The 18,129-nt window shown below is 52.4% G+C and carries 12 protein-coding genes; 11 read left to right on the top strand and 1 reads right to left on the bottom strand.

The window, feature by feature from the left end; all coding sequences use genetic code 11:
- Window positions 1–19: 19 nt before the first annotated feature.
- The 4 genes from WFJ73_RS30235 to argH all read left to right on the top strand — a co-directional run bounded on the left by WFJ73_RS30235 (window position 20) and on the right by argH (window position 4,994).
- The gene (locus tag WFJ73_RS30235; RefSeq protein ID WP_336776601.1) at window positions 20–1,219 is read left to right on the top strand and encodes an acetylornithine transaminase; all 1,200 of its coding nucleotides are present in this window, start codon (window positions 20–22) and stop codon (window positions 1,217–1,219) included.
- A 40-nt stretch (window positions 1,220–1,259) separates the two neighbouring features.
- Window positions 1,260–2,216 (top strand): ornithine carbamoyltransferase, encoded by a 957-nt coding sequence (gene argF / locus WFJ73_RS30230; RefSeq protein WP_116393585.1) that lies wholly within the window; start codon window positions 1,260–1,262, stop codon window positions 2,214–2,216.
- 46 nt (window positions 2,217–2,262) lie between these two features.
- On the top strand, window positions 2,263–3,498 hold the full coding sequence (locus WFJ73_RS30225) for an argininosuccinate synthase (RefSeq protein WP_116393584.1): 1,236 nt from the start codon (window positions 2,263–2,265) through the stop codon (window positions 3,496–3,498).
- An 80-nt stretch (window positions 3,499–3,578) separates the two neighbouring features.
- Window positions 3,579–4,994 (top strand): argininosuccinate lyase, encoded by a 1,416-nt coding sequence (gene argH, locus WFJ73_RS30220; protein WP_336776600.1) that lies wholly within the window; start codon window positions 3,579–3,581, stop codon window positions 4,992–4,994.
- Window positions 4,995–5,347: 353 nt separating this feature from the next.
- Here the strand turns inward: argH and WFJ73_RS30215 are convergent, their stop codons facing one another.
- Window positions 5,348–6,778, bottom strand: coding sequence for a VanW family protein (locus WFJ73_RS30215; protein WP_336776599.1), 1,431 nt, complete (start codon window positions 6,776–6,778; stop codon window positions 5,348–5,350).
- A 264-nt stretch (window positions 6,779–7,042) separates the two neighbouring features.
- Here WFJ73_RS30215 and ftsE point away from each other — a divergent pair, with 264 nt between their 5' ends.
- From ftsE to uvrA, 7 genes are all read left to right on the top strand, one after another.
- Window positions 7,043–7,729 carry a cell division ATP-binding protein FtsE gene (ftsE, locus tag WFJ73_RS30210; protein WP_336776652.1) on the top strand — a complete coding sequence of 229 codons (687 nt, stop codon included), beginning with the start codon at window positions 7,043–7,045 and terminating at the stop codon, window positions 7,727–7,729.
- The gene (gene ftsX, locus WFJ73_RS30205) at window positions 7,719–8,636 is read left to right on the top strand and encodes a permease-like cell division protein FtsX (protein ID WP_336776598.1); all 918 of its coding nucleotides are present in this window, start codon (window positions 7,719–7,721) and stop codon (window positions 8,634–8,636) included. The genes ftsE and ftsX overlap by 11 nt, the downstream gene beginning before the upstream one ends.
- A 12-nt stretch (window positions 8,637–8,648) precedes the next feature.
- Window positions 8,649–9,821, top strand: coding sequence for a murein hydrolase activator EnvC family protein (locus WFJ73_RS30200; RefSeq protein ID WP_336776597.1), 1,173 nt, complete (start codon window positions 8,649–8,651; stop codon window positions 9,819–9,821).
- Window positions 9,822–9,985: 164 nt separating this feature from the next.
- Window positions 9,986–11,437 carry a S41 family peptidase gene (locus WFJ73_RS30195; protein ID WP_442956005.1) on the top strand — a complete coding sequence of 484 codons (1,452 nt, stop codon included), beginning with the start codon at window positions 9,986–9,988 and terminating at the stop codon, window positions 11,435–11,437.
- An 81-nt stretch (window positions 11,438–11,518) separates the two neighbouring features.
- A complete protein-coding gene (locus WFJ73_RS30190) occupies window positions 11,519–12,832 on the top strand; it encodes a PDZ domain-containing protein (protein ID WP_336776596.1) in 1,314 nt (437 codons plus the stop codon).
- 231 nt (window positions 12,833–13,063) lie between these two features.
- Entirely contained in the window at window positions 13,064–15,067 is a 2,004-nt protein-coding gene (gene uvrB / locus WFJ73_RS30185; protein WP_336776595.1) for an excinuclease ABC subunit UvrB, read from the top strand.
- 27 nt (window positions 15,068–15,094) lie between these two features.
- A complete protein-coding gene (gene uvrA / locus WFJ73_RS30180) occupies window positions 15,095–17,983 on the top strand; it encodes an excinuclease ABC subunit UvrA (RefSeq protein ID WP_336776594.1) in 2,889 nt (962 codons plus the stop codon).
- Window positions 17,984–18,129 lie beyond the last annotated feature (146 nt).

Here is an 18,129-nt window from a genome sequence, read left to right as displayed (position 1 = left end):
AGAAAGGCGGTTATAGTCGATGAGCGAGACGAAAGTAGCGGCAGCGCCCGAGCAATCCTTGCTGCCAACGTATGCGAGATATCCAATCGCGCTTGTGAAGGGCGAAGGAAGCTGGCTGTGGGATGATCAAGGCAACAAATACCTCGATTTCATGAGCGGTATTGCCGTAACCAACCTTGGCCATGCGCCTCAAAAAGTAAAAGAAGCTCTGATCAAGCAGCTGGATGAGCTATGGCATGTGTCCAACCTGTTCCGCATTCCGAATCAGGAGGAAGCAGCGCATCTGATTACTTCGAACAGCAGCGGCGATGCCGTTTTCTTCTGTAACTCCGGTGCGGAGGCGAATGAAGCAGCGATCAAGCTGGCTCGCCGTTACCAGCAGAAAGTGCTGAACAACGGACGATACGAAATTATTACGTTTGAATCCTCCTTCCACGGCCGTACGCTGGCAACTCTGACGGCAACCGGACAAGAGAAGGTGAAGGAAGGCTTTGCGCCTTTGCCGGAAGGGTTCAAATATATCCCTTATAACGATATTGAAGCTTTAAAAGCGGCGATCTCCGATAAAACAGCGGCAGTTATGCTCGAATTGATCCAAGCGGAAGGCGGTATCTTCCCGGCGGATCAGGCGTTTGTAGAAGACCTGGTGAAGCTGTGCGAAGAGAACGGAATTCTGGTCATCATCGACGAGATCCAGACCGGTATGGGCCGTACGGGCAAATTGTTCGCTTATGAGCATTACGGCATCGAGCCGGATATTTTTACGCTGGCAAAAGGTCTCGGAAGCGGGTTCCCGGTTGGCGCGGCGGTTGCGAAGGAAAAGCTTCGCGAAGCTTTTGGCCCGGGCAGCCACGGCTCTACCTTTGGCGGCACCCCAATCGCGACGGCAGCGGTAAAAGCAACGGTCGAGACGATTGTAGGCGAGAAGCTGTCAGAGCGTGCAGCTGAGATGGGCGCTTATCTGATTGATGAGCTGAAGAAGGAACTCGCGGGCAATTCGTTCGTGAAGGAAGTTCGCGGCCAAGGTCTGATCGTGGGAATCGAATGCGTGGAGCCGGTTGGCCCGGTTTTGACGGCGGCGCAAGAGCAAGGCTTGCTCGTCATTTCCGCAGGACCAAACGTTGTGCGTCTTCTGCCTAACCTTCTGGTGACGAAGGAAGAGATCGATCAGGCTGTGGCAACACTCAAGCAATTGTTGGCTAACGCGGTTAAAGCCTAAGGGCTGGAAATTGAAATATAGGTTTTAGGAGGGTTACACAATGGTAGATACAGTAAAAGAAGATTTGGCGGCAAGCCTAAAAGGCCGGGATTTTCTTATGCTTCTGGATTACACGCCGGAAGAGATCCGGTACCTGATCGATCTTGCGATTGATCTGAAGAAGAAGCAAAAGGCCGGCGAGGTTTATCAACCGCTGAAGGGCAAGACTCTAGGCATGATTTTCGAAAAATCGTCCACACGTACCCGCGTATCGTTCGAGGTTGGCATTTACCAGCTGGGCGGCCAAGGGCTGTTCCTGAGCGGTAATGACCTGCAGATCGGCCGCGGCGAGCCGATTCTGGATACGGCGCAAGTGTTGTCCCGTTACCTTGACGGCATCATGATCCGTACCTTCGCTCATCGCAACGTGGTGGAGCTGGCGCGCGGAGCAACTATCCCGGTTATTAACGGTCTTACGGATCTGTCCCATCCATGCCAGGCGCTGGCGGATTACCAGACAATCCTCGAGCACAAAGGACGTCTTGAAGGGCTGAAGCTGGCTTACATCGGCGATGGCAACAATGTTGTTCACTCCTTGATGATGGGCGCCGCGAAGCTGGGCGTTGATATTTCCATCGCGACGCCGGAGGGCTACGAGCCGGACGCGGATCTTCTGAAGCAATCGATCGACAACGCGAAGGAAACCGGCGCTCGCATTCACCTGTGCCGCGATCCGAAGGAAGCGATTGCCGATGCGGACGTGGTATATTCGGACGTTTGGGCGAGCATGGGTCAAGAGTCGGAGCAGAAGGAGCGCGAGCTTGCTTTTGCCAACTTCCAGGTGAACGAAGCATTGGCGAAATACGCGAAGAAGGATTACCTGTTCATGCACTGCCTGCCTGCACACCGCGGCGAGGAAGTAAGCGAAGGCGTTATCGACGGACCGAACTCGATTATTTTCGATCAGGCGGAAAACCGTCTGCACGCGCAAAAAGCGATTATGGCAGCAATCATGTAGCATTGAAATAGTTTTTTAATAACTCAAAGGGGTGCTAGGAGAAATTATGGCGAAGGAAAAAATCGTACTGGCCTATTCCGGCGGTCTGGATACGTCCATCATCTTGAAATGGTTGAAAGAAACTTACGATGCGGAGATTATTGCTTTTACGGCTGACATCGGTCAAAAAGAAGAGCTTGACGGCCTTGAGGCAAAAGCTCTGGCAACCGGCGCATCGAAGGTATACATCGACGACCTGCGCGCTGAGTTTGCAAGCGACTTTATTTTCCCGATGTTCCAAGCGGCAGCGCTGTACGAAGGCCAATACCTGCTTGGTACATCCATTGCCCGTCCTCTGATCGCGAAGCGTATGGTTGAGATCGCCCGCGCGGAAGGCGCTACAATGATCGCGCACGGCGCAACCGGCAAAGGCAATGACCAAGTGCGTTTCGAGCTTGGCGTAGCCGCTCTTGCTCCGGATATCAAAGTTGTCGCTCCTTGGCGTGAAGAGCGCTTCCGGGAAGAGTTCCCTGGCCGCGCGGAAATGATCGCTTTCGCCGAGAAGCATGGTATTCCTGTAACGGCATCGGCTTCCAAGCCTTACTCGACGGACCGCAACCTGCTGCACATCAGCTTTGAGTCCGGCATGCTCGAGGATCCTTGGTTCGATCCAAGCGCAGAGTCCAACGAAGAAATGTACGTGCTGAGCGTATCCCCGGAGAGAGCTCCGGATCAAGCGGAATACGTAGAGCTTACTTTCGAAGCAGGCAACTGTATCGCGATCAACGGCGAACAGCTGAGCCCGCTGCAAGTGATGGATAAATTGAACGAACTGGGCGGCAAGCATGGCGTAGGCCGCGTGGACATGGTGGAGAACCGCTTCGTTGGCATGAAGAGCCGCGGCGTGTATGAGACGCCAGGCGGTACAATTCTGTTCACTGCGCACCGCAAAATGGAATCCCTGACCATGGACCGCGAGGTTATGAACCTTCGCGACTCCCTGATCTCGAAATACGCGCAGCTCGTGTACAACGGCTTCTGGTTCGCGCCTGAGCGTCTTGCGCTTCAAACGCTTGTAACCGAGTCGCAAAAGAACGTAACAGGCGTTGTCCGCCTGAAGCTGTACAAAGGCAATGTGATCGGCGCTGGCGTGAAGAGCCCGGTGAGCTTGTACAATCCGGATATCGCGACAATGGAAGCTGATCCATCCCAAGCGTACGACCAAGGCGATGCTACAGGCTTTATCCGCCTGAACGCTCTTCGTCTGAAAGTATCGTCCGGCGTAGAACAAAGCAAGAAATAATATAACCGAATATTCGTCTAGGCCGTTATGTGCGATGCATCTAGCGGCCTTTATGGCAATTTCGGGAGGGAGTGTACCAAGTGAGCAAATTGTGGGGCGGACGGTTTACGAAAAAGACCGACCAATTGGTAGAGGAATATACGGCATCCATTATGTTCGATAAAGAGCTTGCCGAAGAGGATATCCAAGGCAGCCTGGCGCATGTAACGATGCTCGGCAAGCAAGGCATTTTGCCTGCGGACGACGTAGAGGCGATCAAGGACGGCCTGCACCGCGTGCTGCAGCGCATCAAACGCAATGATATCGAGTTCTCCATCTCCGATGAAGACATTCATATGAATATCGAAAAAACGCTGATCGACGATGTTGGTCCGGTAGGCGGCAAGCTTCACACCGGCCGCAGCCGTAACGACCAAGTAGCAACGGATATGCACTTGTACCTGCGCAAACGCGTCGTTGAGTTCGTGGACATGCTTCATAAGCTGCAATCCGCGCTGATCGAGCAGGCGAAAGCAAACATCGACACGATCGTTCCGGGCTACACGCATTTGCAGCGTGCGCAGCCGATTCTGTTCGCTCATCATTTGATGGCGTACGTTTCGATGTTCGGCCGCGACCTGGAGCGTCTGCAGGACAGCTACAAGCGCATCAACATGCTGCCGCTGGGCGCCGGCGCTTTGGCGGGAACAACGTTCCCGATCGACCGCCATTTCGTAGCCAGCCAGCTGAAGTTCGACCGCGTATACGAGAACAGCCTGGATGCGGTAAGCGACCGCGACTTCATCCTTGAGTTCCTGTCCCACGCTTCCATCATCATGATGCATCTGTCGCGTCTGAGCGAAGAGCTGATCCTGTGGTCGAGCACGGAATTCCGCTTCGTTGAGCTGGATGACGCGTTCTGCACGGGCAGCAGCATTATGCCGCAGAAGAAGAATCCGGACGTTCCGGAGCTTGTCCGCGGTAAAACGGGCCGCGTCTACGGCAACCTTGTTGGCCTCCTGACGGTACTGAAATCTCTGCCGCTTGCTTACAACAAGGATATGCAGGAAGACAAGGAAGGCATGTTCGATACGGTGAAAACGATGCAAGGTGCGCTTCAGCTGTTCGCTCCGATGATCTCTACGATGAAAGTGAACAAAGAGCAGATGCGCCAAGCCGTTAACCAAGACTTCTCGAACGCAACGGACATCGCCGACTTCCTCGTTGGCAAAGGCCTGCCGTTCCGTCAAGCGCATGAGGTTATTGGCAAGACGGTATTGTACTGCATCGAGCAGAACAAATACCTGCTTGACCTGACTCTGGAAGAGTTCAAGCAGTTCTCGCAGCTGTTCGACGACCGCATCTACAACGTGCTTCAGCCGGAGCAAGTCGTAAATGCCCGCAACGTCTATGGCGGCACGGCAAAAGTACAGGTAGAGGCGGCAATCGCCCGCGCCGAGCAAGTGCTGGAGCAAACCGCTGCTTGGGTAACCGAATACGCTGAGAAGAGCCGTTAATTTCTTTTGTGAGAAGACTGTCAGTCCCGCCATTAGCGGTGCTGGCAGTCTTTTTTATTTGTTTTTGTCAGCTTAAGGGTAATGCGTCTCAAGTTGCTTGAAAAATCGCCATGCTCGCTCCTGCGTTGCACACAATACAGCATAATGTAGCATTCCAGCCCAGTAACAAAAGATATCCTGCACAAAGTGCAGGATATCTGGCTAGTTTAGGATTTTTGGGCTCCATATTGAGCGGATATCCTGCATTTCGTGCATTATAAAATGTCTGTATGATCTAATGGTGATAAGTATAATGCATTTCGTGCAACGTGATGATACACCGCATCATAAAGCATTCGAGCTTAGTAACACTATCAAATTCCGTCCTCAACCACGCCGCCCGAGCTTTGCGCACCGGAAGAACCGCCGGCGCCTGCCACAACGTGAACAACGATTGGCTGCGCTCTGTACGTGTCATGCGAGATTTTTTCGCGCGAGACCTGTTTGCCGTCCTTGTACATGGTGCGGTACGTATCCACGACATAGCCGATGGAGCCTTTTTGAACGGTAACGCTTTGACCGGCGCCAAGCGATTTGTCCGTTACCTTTTGTACGGCAGGCTGCACCGTCTTGACGATGCTCGAGTCAATGTCGTAGCGGATATCCTCCGGCATCGTGCCGAACAGCTTCACCGTCAGCTTGCGGTTCTCCACAACCGTACGGATGATCAGCTGCTTGCCGGTCGAATTGCGGAAGCGGAAGTCGATCGAGCCGGATGCGAAGGTGGCATCCTGGCCTTTCGGCAAATAAGCGACCGGAAGGGAGTGGTTGCGCCGTTCAACGATATCAATCCCTGCCGTGCGGATAATCGCATTGTACAACGTGCTGGATACCTGGCAGATCCCGCCCCCAATACCCGGCACAAGCTTGCCGTTCGAGATAACGGGCGCTTCCTTATAGCCGTATTCCTTTTCGGTCTTGGCTACAACATCTCCGTAGGAGAACACTTCGCCGGGTTTAAGCACCCAGTCGTTTAACGCTTTGGCCGTGGAAGTTACGTTATAGGCCCGGCCCTCGGCGCTCGTCTTAAAGTCGGTCGTGAACTCCATGATTTTGCGGTCGATTCCCTCATCCTTCAGCTTCTCAAGCGTGATCTCCGGATGAACGGTCTTTACGCCAAGCTGGACGGTCAGAACCTGCTCCGGCTGTCCGCCGAGCTGGCTGTCGGGTACAGTGATCCATGAAGCAACCTTTTCCTCGAGTGGAGCAACGTCGATTCGGTAAGCGTCAGTGTGGGCCGTATAGACGACCTCGTCGTTGTCCGTTATTTTACGCGTGGCATTTACGGGCTTATTGGAGTCAATCCAGTCGAACTCCGCGCGGACAAGCTTGTCGAAGACGGCCGGATCATAGCTTTGCTTCAGCTCAAAGGAAGTAGGGAAATGATAGCGGAATTTCGAGCGGGTCCATACATTTCCGGCGCGAAGCTTTTTAAGCTCCTCCTTCACCCCGACGAACTCGGCGTTATAGCCGATCTCTGCCGCCTTCCACGTTTGGCTGCCTTCCGCCTTGGCTTCGGCGTTTCCCTCGACGGTAACCGTACGGCTCTCCAGCAGCTGCTCGTATTGATCCAGCTTTTTCAGCGCATCGTCTATGGACAGCCCCCCGATATCTACCCCTCCGGCCGTAACCTTCTCGGGTACGGTATCCTGCCCGGAATAATAGGATAGGGCGCCGTAGCCGACGGATGCGACCAAGAGCAGCGCAAACACGATAATGACCCACAGGTGCAGCTTTTTCCACATGATAAGACCACCCTTTCCGTTTAAAAATGGCAATGTTTCATGTATATGCAGGAGTTGAAAGGTACTTGTCATTAAACCGTTATTGTTCAATTTCGCCAATAGTCGACAAGCACTGTTTGTCGAAAAACAGGCATATTTCCAGGGAAATCAACGATTCAAACGTTTATGAGAATTGTGAAAAATGAGGAAATAAGACCCAATGTGAAGGATTTCGTATATCCCTGTCGAATAAGTAAGACTGATAAAAAACAGGATGTGATAATGTTGATAGAGATGCAAGACATATGGAAGACTTACACCGACGGTACTCACGCCCTGCGCGGCGTATCCGTTCGCATAGATCGTAATGAATTCGTTTACCTCGTCGGCCCATCCGGCGCCGGCAAATCTACCTTCATGAAGTTGATCTACCGTGAGGAAGTGCCAACGAAAGGCCAAATCTCCGTCAACGGTTTCAATATTGGCAAGCTTAAACCTCGTAAAATCCCGTACGTTAGACGCAATATCGGCGTTATATTCCAAGATTTCCGGCTGCTTCCGAAGCTGACGGTTTACGAAAACGTAGCCTTTGCCATGGAGGTTATCGAAGCGCCTCGCCGCCTCATGAAGAAGCGGACGATGGAAGTGCTCGACCTTGTCGGACTTAAACATAAGCATGCCAGCCTTCCGGCCCAGTTGTCCGGCGGCGAGCAGCAACGCGTCGCTATCGCGCGCGCCATCGTTAACAACCCAACCGTTATCGTAGCGGACGAGCCGACCGGCAACCTTGACCCGGAGACCTCCTGGGGCATTATGAATCTGCTCGAGGAGATCAACTTCCGCGGAGCGACAATCGTAATGGCTACGCACAACAAAGAAATCGTGAACACGATGCGCAAACGCGTCATCGCCATCGAGAACGGCAACATTGCCCGTGACGAAGCAAGAGGGGAGTACGGGTATGAGAATTAGCACGCTCCTCCGTCACTTCCGCGAAGGCTTTAAGAACATCATCCGCAACGGGTGGATGTCCTTCGCTTCGATCAGCTCGATCTTTTTCTCGCTGTTCCTGCTTGGCGTATTCGTCTTGTTGGCGCTGAACATCAACAGCATGGCATCGAATATCGAGAGCCAGGTGCAAATCCGCGTCTACCTGCAGACCGATATCGATCAGCAGAAGGCTAACGAGCTGGAGAACAAAATCCGCAAGCTCTCCGACGTCAGCAAAGTTGAGTTCGTGTCCAAGGAAGAAGGACTTGAGCTGCTCCGCAAAAATCTCGGCAAAGACGGCGACGCTCTTTTGGACGGTTACGATAAAGACAGCAACCCGCTGCCGGATTCTTTTACCGTCGAGGTGTTTGACCCTCAGAAAATAGCTGTCGCGGCAAACGAGATTTCAGCGCTGAACAACGGCGATGAAGCGAAGCCGATTACAAGCGTCAAATACGGCCAAGGCACGGTCGAGAAGCTGTTCAAGATTACGAATGCGATCCGTAACATCGGTCTTATCATTGTTATCGGTCTAGGCATTACCGCGATGTTCCTGATCTCCACAACGATCAAAATGACGATTCTGGCTAGACGGCGCGAGATTGGCATCATGAAGCTGGTAGGGGCGACGAATTCGTTCATCCGCTGGCCGTTCTTCGTGGAGGGCGCCTTGATCGGGCTTGTGGCTTCGGGTATTACAACCATCGTTGTGTTGCTGACTTACACGAAGCTGGTGAGCATGAATGAGATGGAATTGGGACTGCTGATGATCAAGCTTATACCGGTAGAGGAATTGGGATGGAAAATCACCGTTCTGCTGATGGGCCTCGGTACCTTGATTGGCGTCTGGGGAAGTACGTTATCCGTTCGAAAATATTTGAAAGTGTAGGTGACCGCGCAGGTGAGTGTGAAAAAAGGGTTTATCGTCATAACGATGTTGACTGTATTTTTGTTGCAGCCTGTTGGCGGAAATGCCGCATCCTCCGTAGATAAAATCAACAAGGATCTTGCCGCGGCAAAGAAACAGATTGAAGAGGCGCAGAAAATCGCCAAAAATGCCGATGCCAAGAAAGCGGATATCTCCGGGAAGAAGGAAGATGCCCAGCAGGCCATCCTCAAATTAACCGCACAGCTGGATCAGGTTACGGACAACCTTAATTATGTGCAAGACCAGGTGGATACCAAGGAAGCGGAGCTCCAGAAGGCCGGCAAAGAGCTGGACAAAGCCATCGAACAGGTGAAAGAACGGGACGAGCTGCTACAATCCCGTCTGAAGCTGATGTATGAGAACGGCGCGGTTTCTTACCTTGAGGTATTGTTCAGCGCCACCAGCTTCTCGGATTTTCTCGACCGGTTCGATTCGCTGCACTCCATTCTGAGCCAGGACCGCACGATTCTCGAGCAGCACAAGAAGGATCAAGCCATGGTAGAGGAAAAGAAAGCTAACGTCGAGACGGCTCTTGGAGAAGTAAAGACGATGTATACGAAGCTCCAGAAGTATAAAGGGGAGCTGGATGAAAAAGAGGAAGAAAAAGAAGTTCTGATCGCGAGCTACAACAAGGAAATCGCAGAGCTTGAGGATATCAGCGATGAGCAGGAGAAGGAGCTGCTTGCCCTTGCCAAGAAAGTATCCGATCTGAACAAGAAGAAAAACGCGATCAAAAAGCCATACTCCGGCGGTAAGCTGGGAATGCCGCTTCGCAGCAGCTACCGAATCAGTTCGAACTTTGGTTACCGCATTCATCCGATTACCCATGTGAAGAAGCTTCATACCGGCATTGACTTTGCGGTGCCGCAAGGGACCGATGTTTACGCGGCTGAAGCTGGTGTAGTAATCGTTGCCCAAACATGGAGCGGTTACGGCAATGCGATTATTATTGACCATGGCAACGGTCTATGGACGCTCTATGGTCATCTCCGCAATGGCGGTATCATGGTAGAGAAAGGCCAAACCGTGAAGAAAGGCGAAAAAATCGGGGAATCAGGAAACACCGGCAATTCCACGGGACCGCATCTTCACTTCGAAGTCCGGAAAAACGAGGATCCCGTTGATCCGGCGGGCTATTTGAAATAACTTTTGCTTGGAAGGCATACCGGGAATGCGGAACTGTTCCGTTTATTCACGAGTATGCCTTCTCCTGCATTAGGAAGAGTTGTAAATAAATACGGACAACTTATCATATACTAATGAGGTTCACTTCAATACAGGTTAGCGTTAAGGATAGGATGGTGTCGAACGTGTACTTTAAAGGAAGAACCGTATTTGTCCTTCTGCTGATGACGATGGTGGCATCAGTGCTCGTAACATTAACGATAGGCGATCAGGTCTTCTGGGCGTCTAACGGGAAGCAGCCTTCCGTGTCGGCTGCCGCGGCAAGCGATGGAGGCGGGCTCAGCAAGAAGGAAGAGTCGAAGATTAATGCGGTTCTGGGGTTAATCGAAACTAAATATTTTAAGGATATTGACCGGGACGAACTGGTTGACGGGGCGGTTAGAGGGATGATGGAATCGCTTGACGATCCTTATTCCGTCTATATGGAGAAGGATGTCGCCAAGCAATTTTCCGAGTCTATCGAGGGGTCGTTCTCCGGCATTGGCGCCGAGGTTACGCTCGAAAAAGGCAAAGTCGTGGTTGTAGCGCCTATCAAAGGCTCGCCGGCAGAACGCGCCGGGCTGCTCGCCAAGGATGTCGTCTTATCGGTCAACGGCGAGAAGCTGGACGGTTTAACCTTGAATGATGCTGTCGCCAAGATCCGTGGCCCTAAGGGGACAAAAGCGAAGCTTCGGATTGAGCGTGTGGGCAATACCCAGCCGATCGATCTCATCCTTGTCCGCGACGACATTGATGTGGAGACGGTGTACGCTAATCTGCGCAGCGACGGCGTAGGCGTGATTGAAATCCGTCAGTTCTCCCTTAACACGGCGGACCGTTTCAAGGAAGAGCTCGCCAAGCTGGAGAAGCAAGGCATGAAAGGTCTTGTTATTGACGTGCGGAACGATCCGGGCGGTATCCTGCCGGTTGTGGTAGAGATTGCTCAACAGTTCATTCCGAAGGGTGAAACAATCGTACAGGTCGAAGACCGGGATGGTCACCGCGAGAAAACGACCTCGCAAGGCGGAGGCAAAACGTATCCGATTGCCGTGCTGATGAACAAAGGCAGCGCAAGCGCTTCCGAGATACTCGCCGGTGCTCTGCAGGAGCGGGCAGGGGCTGCTCTTGTCGGGGAAACCTCTTACGGCAAAGGAACGGTGCAAGTAAGCTATAACAAGACGCTTGGGGATGGCAGTTTGGTGAAAATGACGATTGCGAAATGGCTGACGCCGGACGGCAATTGGATTCATCAGAAGGGCATCAAGCCAACCGTGGAAGTACAGCCGCCGAAGCTGTATACGGTAGCAAGGCTTACCTTAACGGAGACCTTGCGCAAGGATATGCTGGGGGAGCAGATTCGGAACGCGCAAGTGATGTTGTCCGGCCTTGGCTACGCGACGCAGCGGGAAGACGGTTATTATAACGCTTCGACCGAGCAAGCCGTTAAGGATTTCCAGAACGCTTCCGGATTGCCGGTTACAGGCGAGATCGATACGAAGACGGCGTCGTCTTTGGAGCAGGCCGTAGTAAAATGGATTAAGGATCAGAAGAATGACAAACAGCTGCTGGAAGCAATCCAGGCGGTCAGCAGGAAATAAAGAGGAGACGGCGAATTTATAAAAGGTTGGCTCTAAAGCGGAGTCAGCCTTTTATTTTGGATGGAGATGGGAGTGTAGCGTTTGGATGCAGCCAATGCTTTACTGGACCAGTTCGGCCGGGCATTTATACATTTGCTTGTGCAGCCTTTTTATTATATTGCGGTATTATTTATTATCCTTCAGTATACGAGACAGATCAGCTTGGAAAGACGGATGTTCGCCGTAAGGCTGCACATCTGGCCGCGGCTCGTGGCAAAAGCGATGCTGGCCGGGCTTGCAGCCGGGGTGCTCGCTTCCGTTGCAGGTGCTTTTATCGGCCTAACTCTAACCGGCGATGCCGTATTATGGCTATGGGGTTCGGCGGTTGTGCTTCTTTTGTTCCGAATTCGCTATCTGTGCTTTGCCTATGGCGCGGGAGCATTAGCGCTTCTGCAATGGATCGTTGGTTTTACTTCGCTCGAAAATAGTGACGGATGGCTTGGAGACGCGGCGAACTCGCTTGCCGGACTTGATATGCCGGGGATTTTCGTATTGGTAGCGCTGCTTCATCTGGTAGAAGCTTTCCTTGTCCGGAGACTAGGAAACAAGCTGGCTACTCCGCTCTTCCTGGAAGGGAAGCGGGGGAAGCTTGTGGGCGGCTATATGCTGCAGGGCTTCTGGCCGGTTCCGCTGCTGCTGCTTGTGCCGGCAGCCGGAGGGACATCGGTAGTTGACCTGCCTTGGACGCCGTTATTCGGGGGCGATTGGACGCAGGGCTGGACAGTTGTCGCTTTGCCGATGATTATCGGCTTCAGCGAAATGACGCGCACGATGCTGCCTGAGGCCAAAGCCCGCCATGCGGCAAAAGGGCTCATGTGGTACAGCCTGCTGCTGACCGGTGCGGCGCTTCTCGCCTGGTGGCTGCCGGCGCTGCTGCCGCTTGCCGCTTTATGTTCGCTGCTGCTGCATGAGGCCATCATCTGGCGCAGCCGAGCGGTGGAATCCACGCAAAGTCCGCTGTACGTGAATGATCAGCGCGGCTTGCGTATTCTCGGTATCGTGCCGGGTACGCCTGCTGAGGCAATGAAGCTGCAGGCCGGCGAGATTATTTCGAAGGTGAACGGCACCAGGGTGTTCACGAAAGAAGATCTTCATGAGGCGCTGCAGAACAATTCGGCGATGTATAAGCTTGAGGTGCTGAACAGAGAGGGCGAGATCAAGTTTGTGCAGCGGGCCCGTTATGAAGGGGAGCATCATCAGCTCGGGGTTATTTTATCCCCTGATGAGCGGGCTACCTATTACGCTTCGGCAGAGCCCGCTACGCTGATTGACCTTTTGCGCCGCGCAAGGACGGCAAGGCGCAGCGGCGGCGTTTACGCGAAAGAGGAAGACCGTTCGCGTACTTTGAATGTTTAAATAGAAAGGGGCTTTTCCTGGGCGGCTGCTTAGGGAAAGCCCTTTGATTTTATGTTTGCATCAGCCTCTATAGACGTCTATAATAGAGGGGAACACACATTCGGATATGCTGTGTGCGTATCGATTTGTCCGCGAGACGGTTGCTATTCCTTCTAAGTTCTAAGGAGGTGTAAGCCGTTTACGCTTGTATATATTGACTATAATGATTGATGAGTAAGGGAAACGGGGTGGATGACGCAAGTGAATGAGATTTCAGAGCAATTATTTCAATTAAAGTCGGACTACACGCCGCAGGGCGATCAGCCGGGAGCCATCAGAAAACTTGTTGAAGGCGTGAATAACGGCGAAGTCAAGCAAACCTTGCTTGGTGCGACGGGTACGGGCAAGACGTATACGATTGCCAATACGATAGCGCAGCTTAACCGGCCGACGCTGGTTATTGCCCATAACAAGACGCTCGCGGCACAGCTGTGCAGCGAGTTTAAGGAGTTTTTCCCGGACAATGCAGTAAGTTATTTCGTCAGCTATTATGATTATTTTCAGCCTGAGGCTTATATCCCGTCTACGGACACTTATATTGAGAAGGATTCCAGCATTAATGATGAGATCGACAAGCTGCGCCACTCCGCGACCAGTTCATTGTTCGAGCGCAGGGACGTCATTATCGTAGCGAGTGTATCTTGCATCTACGGTCTCGGTTCGCCTTCCGAGTACGGCAGTCTGGTACTGTCGCTGCGGGTAGGCATGGAGAAGTCCAGAGATACGATTCTTCATAAGCTTGTTGATATTCAGTACCAGCGCAATGACATTAACTTTATCCGCGGTACGTTCCGCGTGCGCGGCGATATTGTAGAGATTTTCCCGGTTGCCAATAATGAGCGGGCGATTCGGGTCGAGCTGTTTGGCGATGAGATTGAACGGATTACGGAAATCGACGTGCTTACCGGCGAGATCGTAAGCGAACGCGATCATGTTGCTATATTCCCGGCGTCTCACTTCGTTACCCACGAAGAAACGATGAAGGTTGCGCTTGGCAATATCGAGCGTGAGCTGGAGGAACGTCTTGCGGAGCTTCGGGAAGAAGGCAAGCTGCTGGAAGCGCAGCGTCTGGAGCAGCGTACCCGTTATGACCTCGAAATGATGGCGGAGATGGGCTTCTGTTCCGGCATCGAGAACTATTCCGGACCTTTGACCTTCCGCGAGCGCGGGGCAACGCCGTATACGCTGATGGATTATTTTCCGGAAGATATGCTGATCGTCATTGACGAATCGCACGTTACCCTGCCGCAGATTAGAGCTATGTACAACGGAGACCGCGCGCGGAAGGAAATGCTCGTTAATCACGGCTTCCGTCTGCCGTCCGCACTGGATAACAGGCCGCTGCGCTTCGAAGAATTCGAGGAAAAAGCGAAACAGCAGATTTACGTGTCGGCGACACCGGGACCTTATGAGCTGGAGCATTGCCCAACGATGGTTGAGCAGATTATCCGTCCGACAGGCCTGCTGGATCCGATTATTGAGGTGCGTCCGACAAAAGGACAAATCGATGATCTGCTAGTCGAGATCCGCGATCGGATAGCCAAGGATGAACGCGTCCTTGTCACCACGCTGACGAAGAAGATGGCCGAGGATTTAACGGATTATTTCAAAGAGATTGGCATTAAAGTGCGTTATCTGCACTCCGATATCAAGACGCTGGAGAGGATAGCAATCCTTCGCGACCTGCGTCTCGGTACGTTCCATGTGCTTGTGGGTATTAACCTCTTGAGGGAGGGCCTCGATTTGCCGGAAGTATCCCTTGTTGCGATATTGGATGCGGACAAAGAAGGCTTCCTCCGTTCCGAACGCTCGTTGATTCAGACGATTGGCAGAGCTGCGCGTAATAGCGATGGCCGGGTTATCATGTACGGGGATAAGATTACCGATTCCATGGATAAGGCGCTGAAGGAGACGGAGCGCCGCCGGACCATCCAAATTGCTTATAACGAAGAGCATGGGATTACGCCTCAGACGATCCGCAAGAAAGTGCATGATGATATAAAGGCAACGAAAGTAGCCGAGGAGAAGTCGGAATATTTGACTGGCGTAGGCTCCGAGAAGATGACGAAGAAGGAACGCCAAGCTTTGCTGCAAAGGCTGGAAGCCGAGATGAAGGATGCGGCGAAGAATCTGCAGTTCGAGAGAGCCGCAGAGCTGCGTGACGCGTTGCTGGAATTGAAAGCGGAGATGAGCTAGAGACAAGGAATGGGAGGAACGTAAGAAGTGGCTAGTGACAAGATTGTAATCAAAGGGGCTAGAGCCCACAATTTGAAAAATATCGATGTTACCATACCCCGCGACAAATTTGTCGTCCTGACGGGACTGAGCGGCTCCGGTAAATCCTCGCTTGCTTTCGATACGATTTATGCCGAAGGCCAGCGAAGATACGTAGAGTCGTTGTCCGCTTATGCCCGGCAGTTTCTCGGGCAGATGGAGAAGCCGGATGTCGATTCCATTGACGGCTTGTCTCCGGCTATCTCCATTGACCAGAAGACAACAAGCCGTAACCCGCGATCGACGGTGGGTACGGTAACGGAAATTTACGATTATTTGCGTTTGCTCTTTGCCCGGGTGGGAAGACCGCATTGCCCGGATCATGGCATCGAGATTACTTCGCAGACCGTTGAGCAGATGGTTGACCGTATTATGGAATATCCGGAGAGGACGAAGCTGCAAATTCTGGCGCCGCTTGTTTCCGGCCGTAAGGGTGAGCATACCAAGCTGCTTGCCGATATCCAGAAGCAAGGCTATGTCCGTGTCCGGGTAAACGGCGAGCTTCGGGAGCTTAGCGAGAAAATCGAGCTTGAGAAGAACAAGAAGCATAATATTGAAGTGGTTATCGACCGTATCGTGGTGAAAGCGGATATTCAAGGCCGGTTGGCGGATTCCTTGGAAACGGCGCTGAAGTTGGCTGACGGCCGTGTTATTGTTGATATTATTGACCAAGAGGAGCTGCTGTTCAGCTCCAACCTGGCTTGTCCGGTATGCGGATTTAGCATTGAAGAGCTGGCTCCTCGTATGTTCTCTTTCAATAGTCCGTATGGTGCCTGCCCGGATTGTGACGGTCTTGGCGTGAAGATGATTGTTGACCCGGACCTGCTTGTTCCGGATCTGAGCAAAGCCATAAATGAAGGGGCGTTCGAAGCTTGGGCGGGGAGCACGTCGAATTATTACCCGCAATTCCTGAGCGCAGTGTGCCAGCATTACCATATTCCGCAGGATGTACCGGTATCGGATCTAACAGCCGATCAGATGAAGAAGCTGATGTTCGGTACAGGCGGAGAGCGTGTACGGTTTTTGTACGAGAACGACTTTGGCCACCGGAAGGAAGCTTATGTTCCTTTCGAGGGAATTGTTCATAATCTGGAGCGCCGCTACCGGGAGACGGCTTCCGAAGGTATCCGCGAATATATTGAAGCCTATATGAGCGCCAAGCCATGCGGGACCTGCAAGGGCCATCGTCTGAAGAAAGAAAGCCTTGCCGTTACGATTAACGAACAGAATATTTCCTTTGTGACTTCGTTATCAATTGGCGAGGCGCAGCGTTTCTTTGATTCCCTTATCTTAAACGAAAAAGAGCTGAAGATTGCTCAACTCATTCTGAAAGAGATCAACAGCCGTCTAGGCTTCCTTGTGAACGTTGGCCTTGAATATTTGTCGATGAGCCGTGCCGCAGGTACCTTATCCGGCGGAGAGGCACAGCGGATTCGTCTCGCTACGCAGATTGGTTCCAGTCTGATGGGCGTTCTGTATATATTGGACGAGCCAAGCATTGGTCTGCATCAACGCGATAACGACCGTCTTATCGAGACCCTGGAACATATGCGCAACCTCGGTAATACGCTTATTGTCGTCGAGCATGATGAAGATACGATGCTTGCCGCAGATTATATTATTGATATTGGCCCTGGTGCAGGTATTCACGGGGGAATGGTAACCGCCGAGGGAAGTCCCGAGGAAATTATGAAGGACGATAACTCGCTGACCGGCCAATATTTGAGCGGGAAGAAGTTTATCGAGGTTCCGCTTGAGCGCCGTAAGACCGGCGAGAAGTGGCTGGAGATCCGCGGTGCCAAGGAAAATAACCTGCGCGGCGTTAATGTTAAGATTCCGCTGGGCATCTTCACGGCCGTTACCGGCGTATCCGGTTCGGGTAAATCTACACTCGTGAATGAGATCCTGTACAAGACGCTGGCCCGCGACCTGAACAAGGCGAAAGTGCGTCCAGGCGAATACAAGGAATTGCGCGGTCTTGAGCATTTGGAGAAGGTTATTGATATTGACCAGTCTCCAATTGGCCGTACTCCTCGTTCGAACCCGGCTACCTACACGGGAGTATTCGATGATGTACGTGATCTCTATTCCACAACGAATGAAGCGAAGGTTCGCGGCTACAAGAAAGGCCGTTTCAGCTTTAACGTAAAGGGCGGCCGTTGTGAAGCGTGCAGAGGAGACGGTATTATCAAGATTGAGATGCACTTCCTGCCGGACGTGTATGTCCCTTGCGAGATTTGCAAAGGCAAGCGTTATAACCGTGAGACCCTGGAAGTGAAGTACAAGAGCAAAAACATTGCCGAGGTGCTGGAGATGACGATTGAGGACGCAACCAAGTTCTTCGAGAACATTCCCCGTATCCACCGGAAGCTGCAGACTCTGCTTGATGTTGGTCTTGGCTATATGACCTTGGGCCAACCGGCGACAACCTTGTCGGGCGGCGAAGCGCAGCGCGTGAAGCTGGCTTCCGAGCTGTACCGTCGCAGTACCGGCAAGACGCTGTACATTTTGGACGAACCAACAACAGGGCTTCACGTCGATGATATCGACCGTCTGCTTACAGTCTTGCACCGCCTCGTTGATTCGGGCGAATCCGTCCTTGTTATCGAGCATAACCTCGATGTGATCAAGACAGCCGATTATCTGATCGATCTTGGACCGGAAGGCGGCAATGGCGGAGGTACAATTGTTGCATCGGGAGCACCAGAGGATGTTGTTAAGGTATCCGGTTCCTATACAGGCAAGTATTTGAAGCCAATTATGGAACGCGACCGCGAACGCACGGTGAACAGGCATCGCGCTGTCGAAGAAAGCGTTGCGGCAGGCGCCGTGGAGTAAGTGTGAGGCGAGAGAGACTCTTCTTATCCGATGGAAAGGGAGTCTCTTTTGTATGTTTAGTTATAAATAGAGGCAGAATTGGACAAATTAACTTGCAGAGTATACTGGTATGACAACGTTTTAAAGAACAAATGTGGGAAAACGTG

Origin of the sequence: Paenibacillus sp. MMO-58 (assembly GCF_037146255.1) — a bacterium.
Classification (GTDB): Bacteria; Bacillota; Bacilli; order Paenibacillales; family Paenibacillaceae; genus Pristimantibacillus.
The sequence above is the reverse complement of the archived record's forward strand: the minus strand, read 5'-3'. Positions and strand labels throughout refer to the sequence as shown.

Excerpts from the sequence above, each read along its gene's own strand:
- WFJ73_RS30215 (WP_336776599.1), bottom strand. The coding sequence starts at position 6,778 with ATGTGGAAAAAGCTGCACCTGTGGGTCATTATCGTGTTTGCGCTGCTC.
- ftsX (WP_336776598.1), top strand. The coding sequence starts at position 7,719 with ATGAGAATTAGCACGCTCCTCCGTCACTTCCGCGAAGGCTTTAAGAAC.
- uvrB (WP_336776595.1), top strand. The coding sequence starts at position 13,064 with ATGACGCAAGTGAATGAGATTTCAGAGCAATTATTTCAATTAAAGTCG.
- argF (WP_116393585.1), top strand. The coding sequence starts at position 1,260 with ATGGTAGATACAGTAAAAGAAGATTTGGCGGCAAGCCTAAAAGGCCGG.
- WFJ73_RS30225 (WP_116393584.1), top strand. The coding sequence starts at position 2,263 with ATGGCGAAGGAAAAAATCGTACTGGCCTATTCCGGCGGTCTGGATACG.
- WFJ73_RS30235 (WP_336776601.1), top strand. The coding sequence starts at position 20 with ATGAGCGAGACGAAAGTAGCGGCAGCGCCCGAGCAATCCTTGCTGCCA.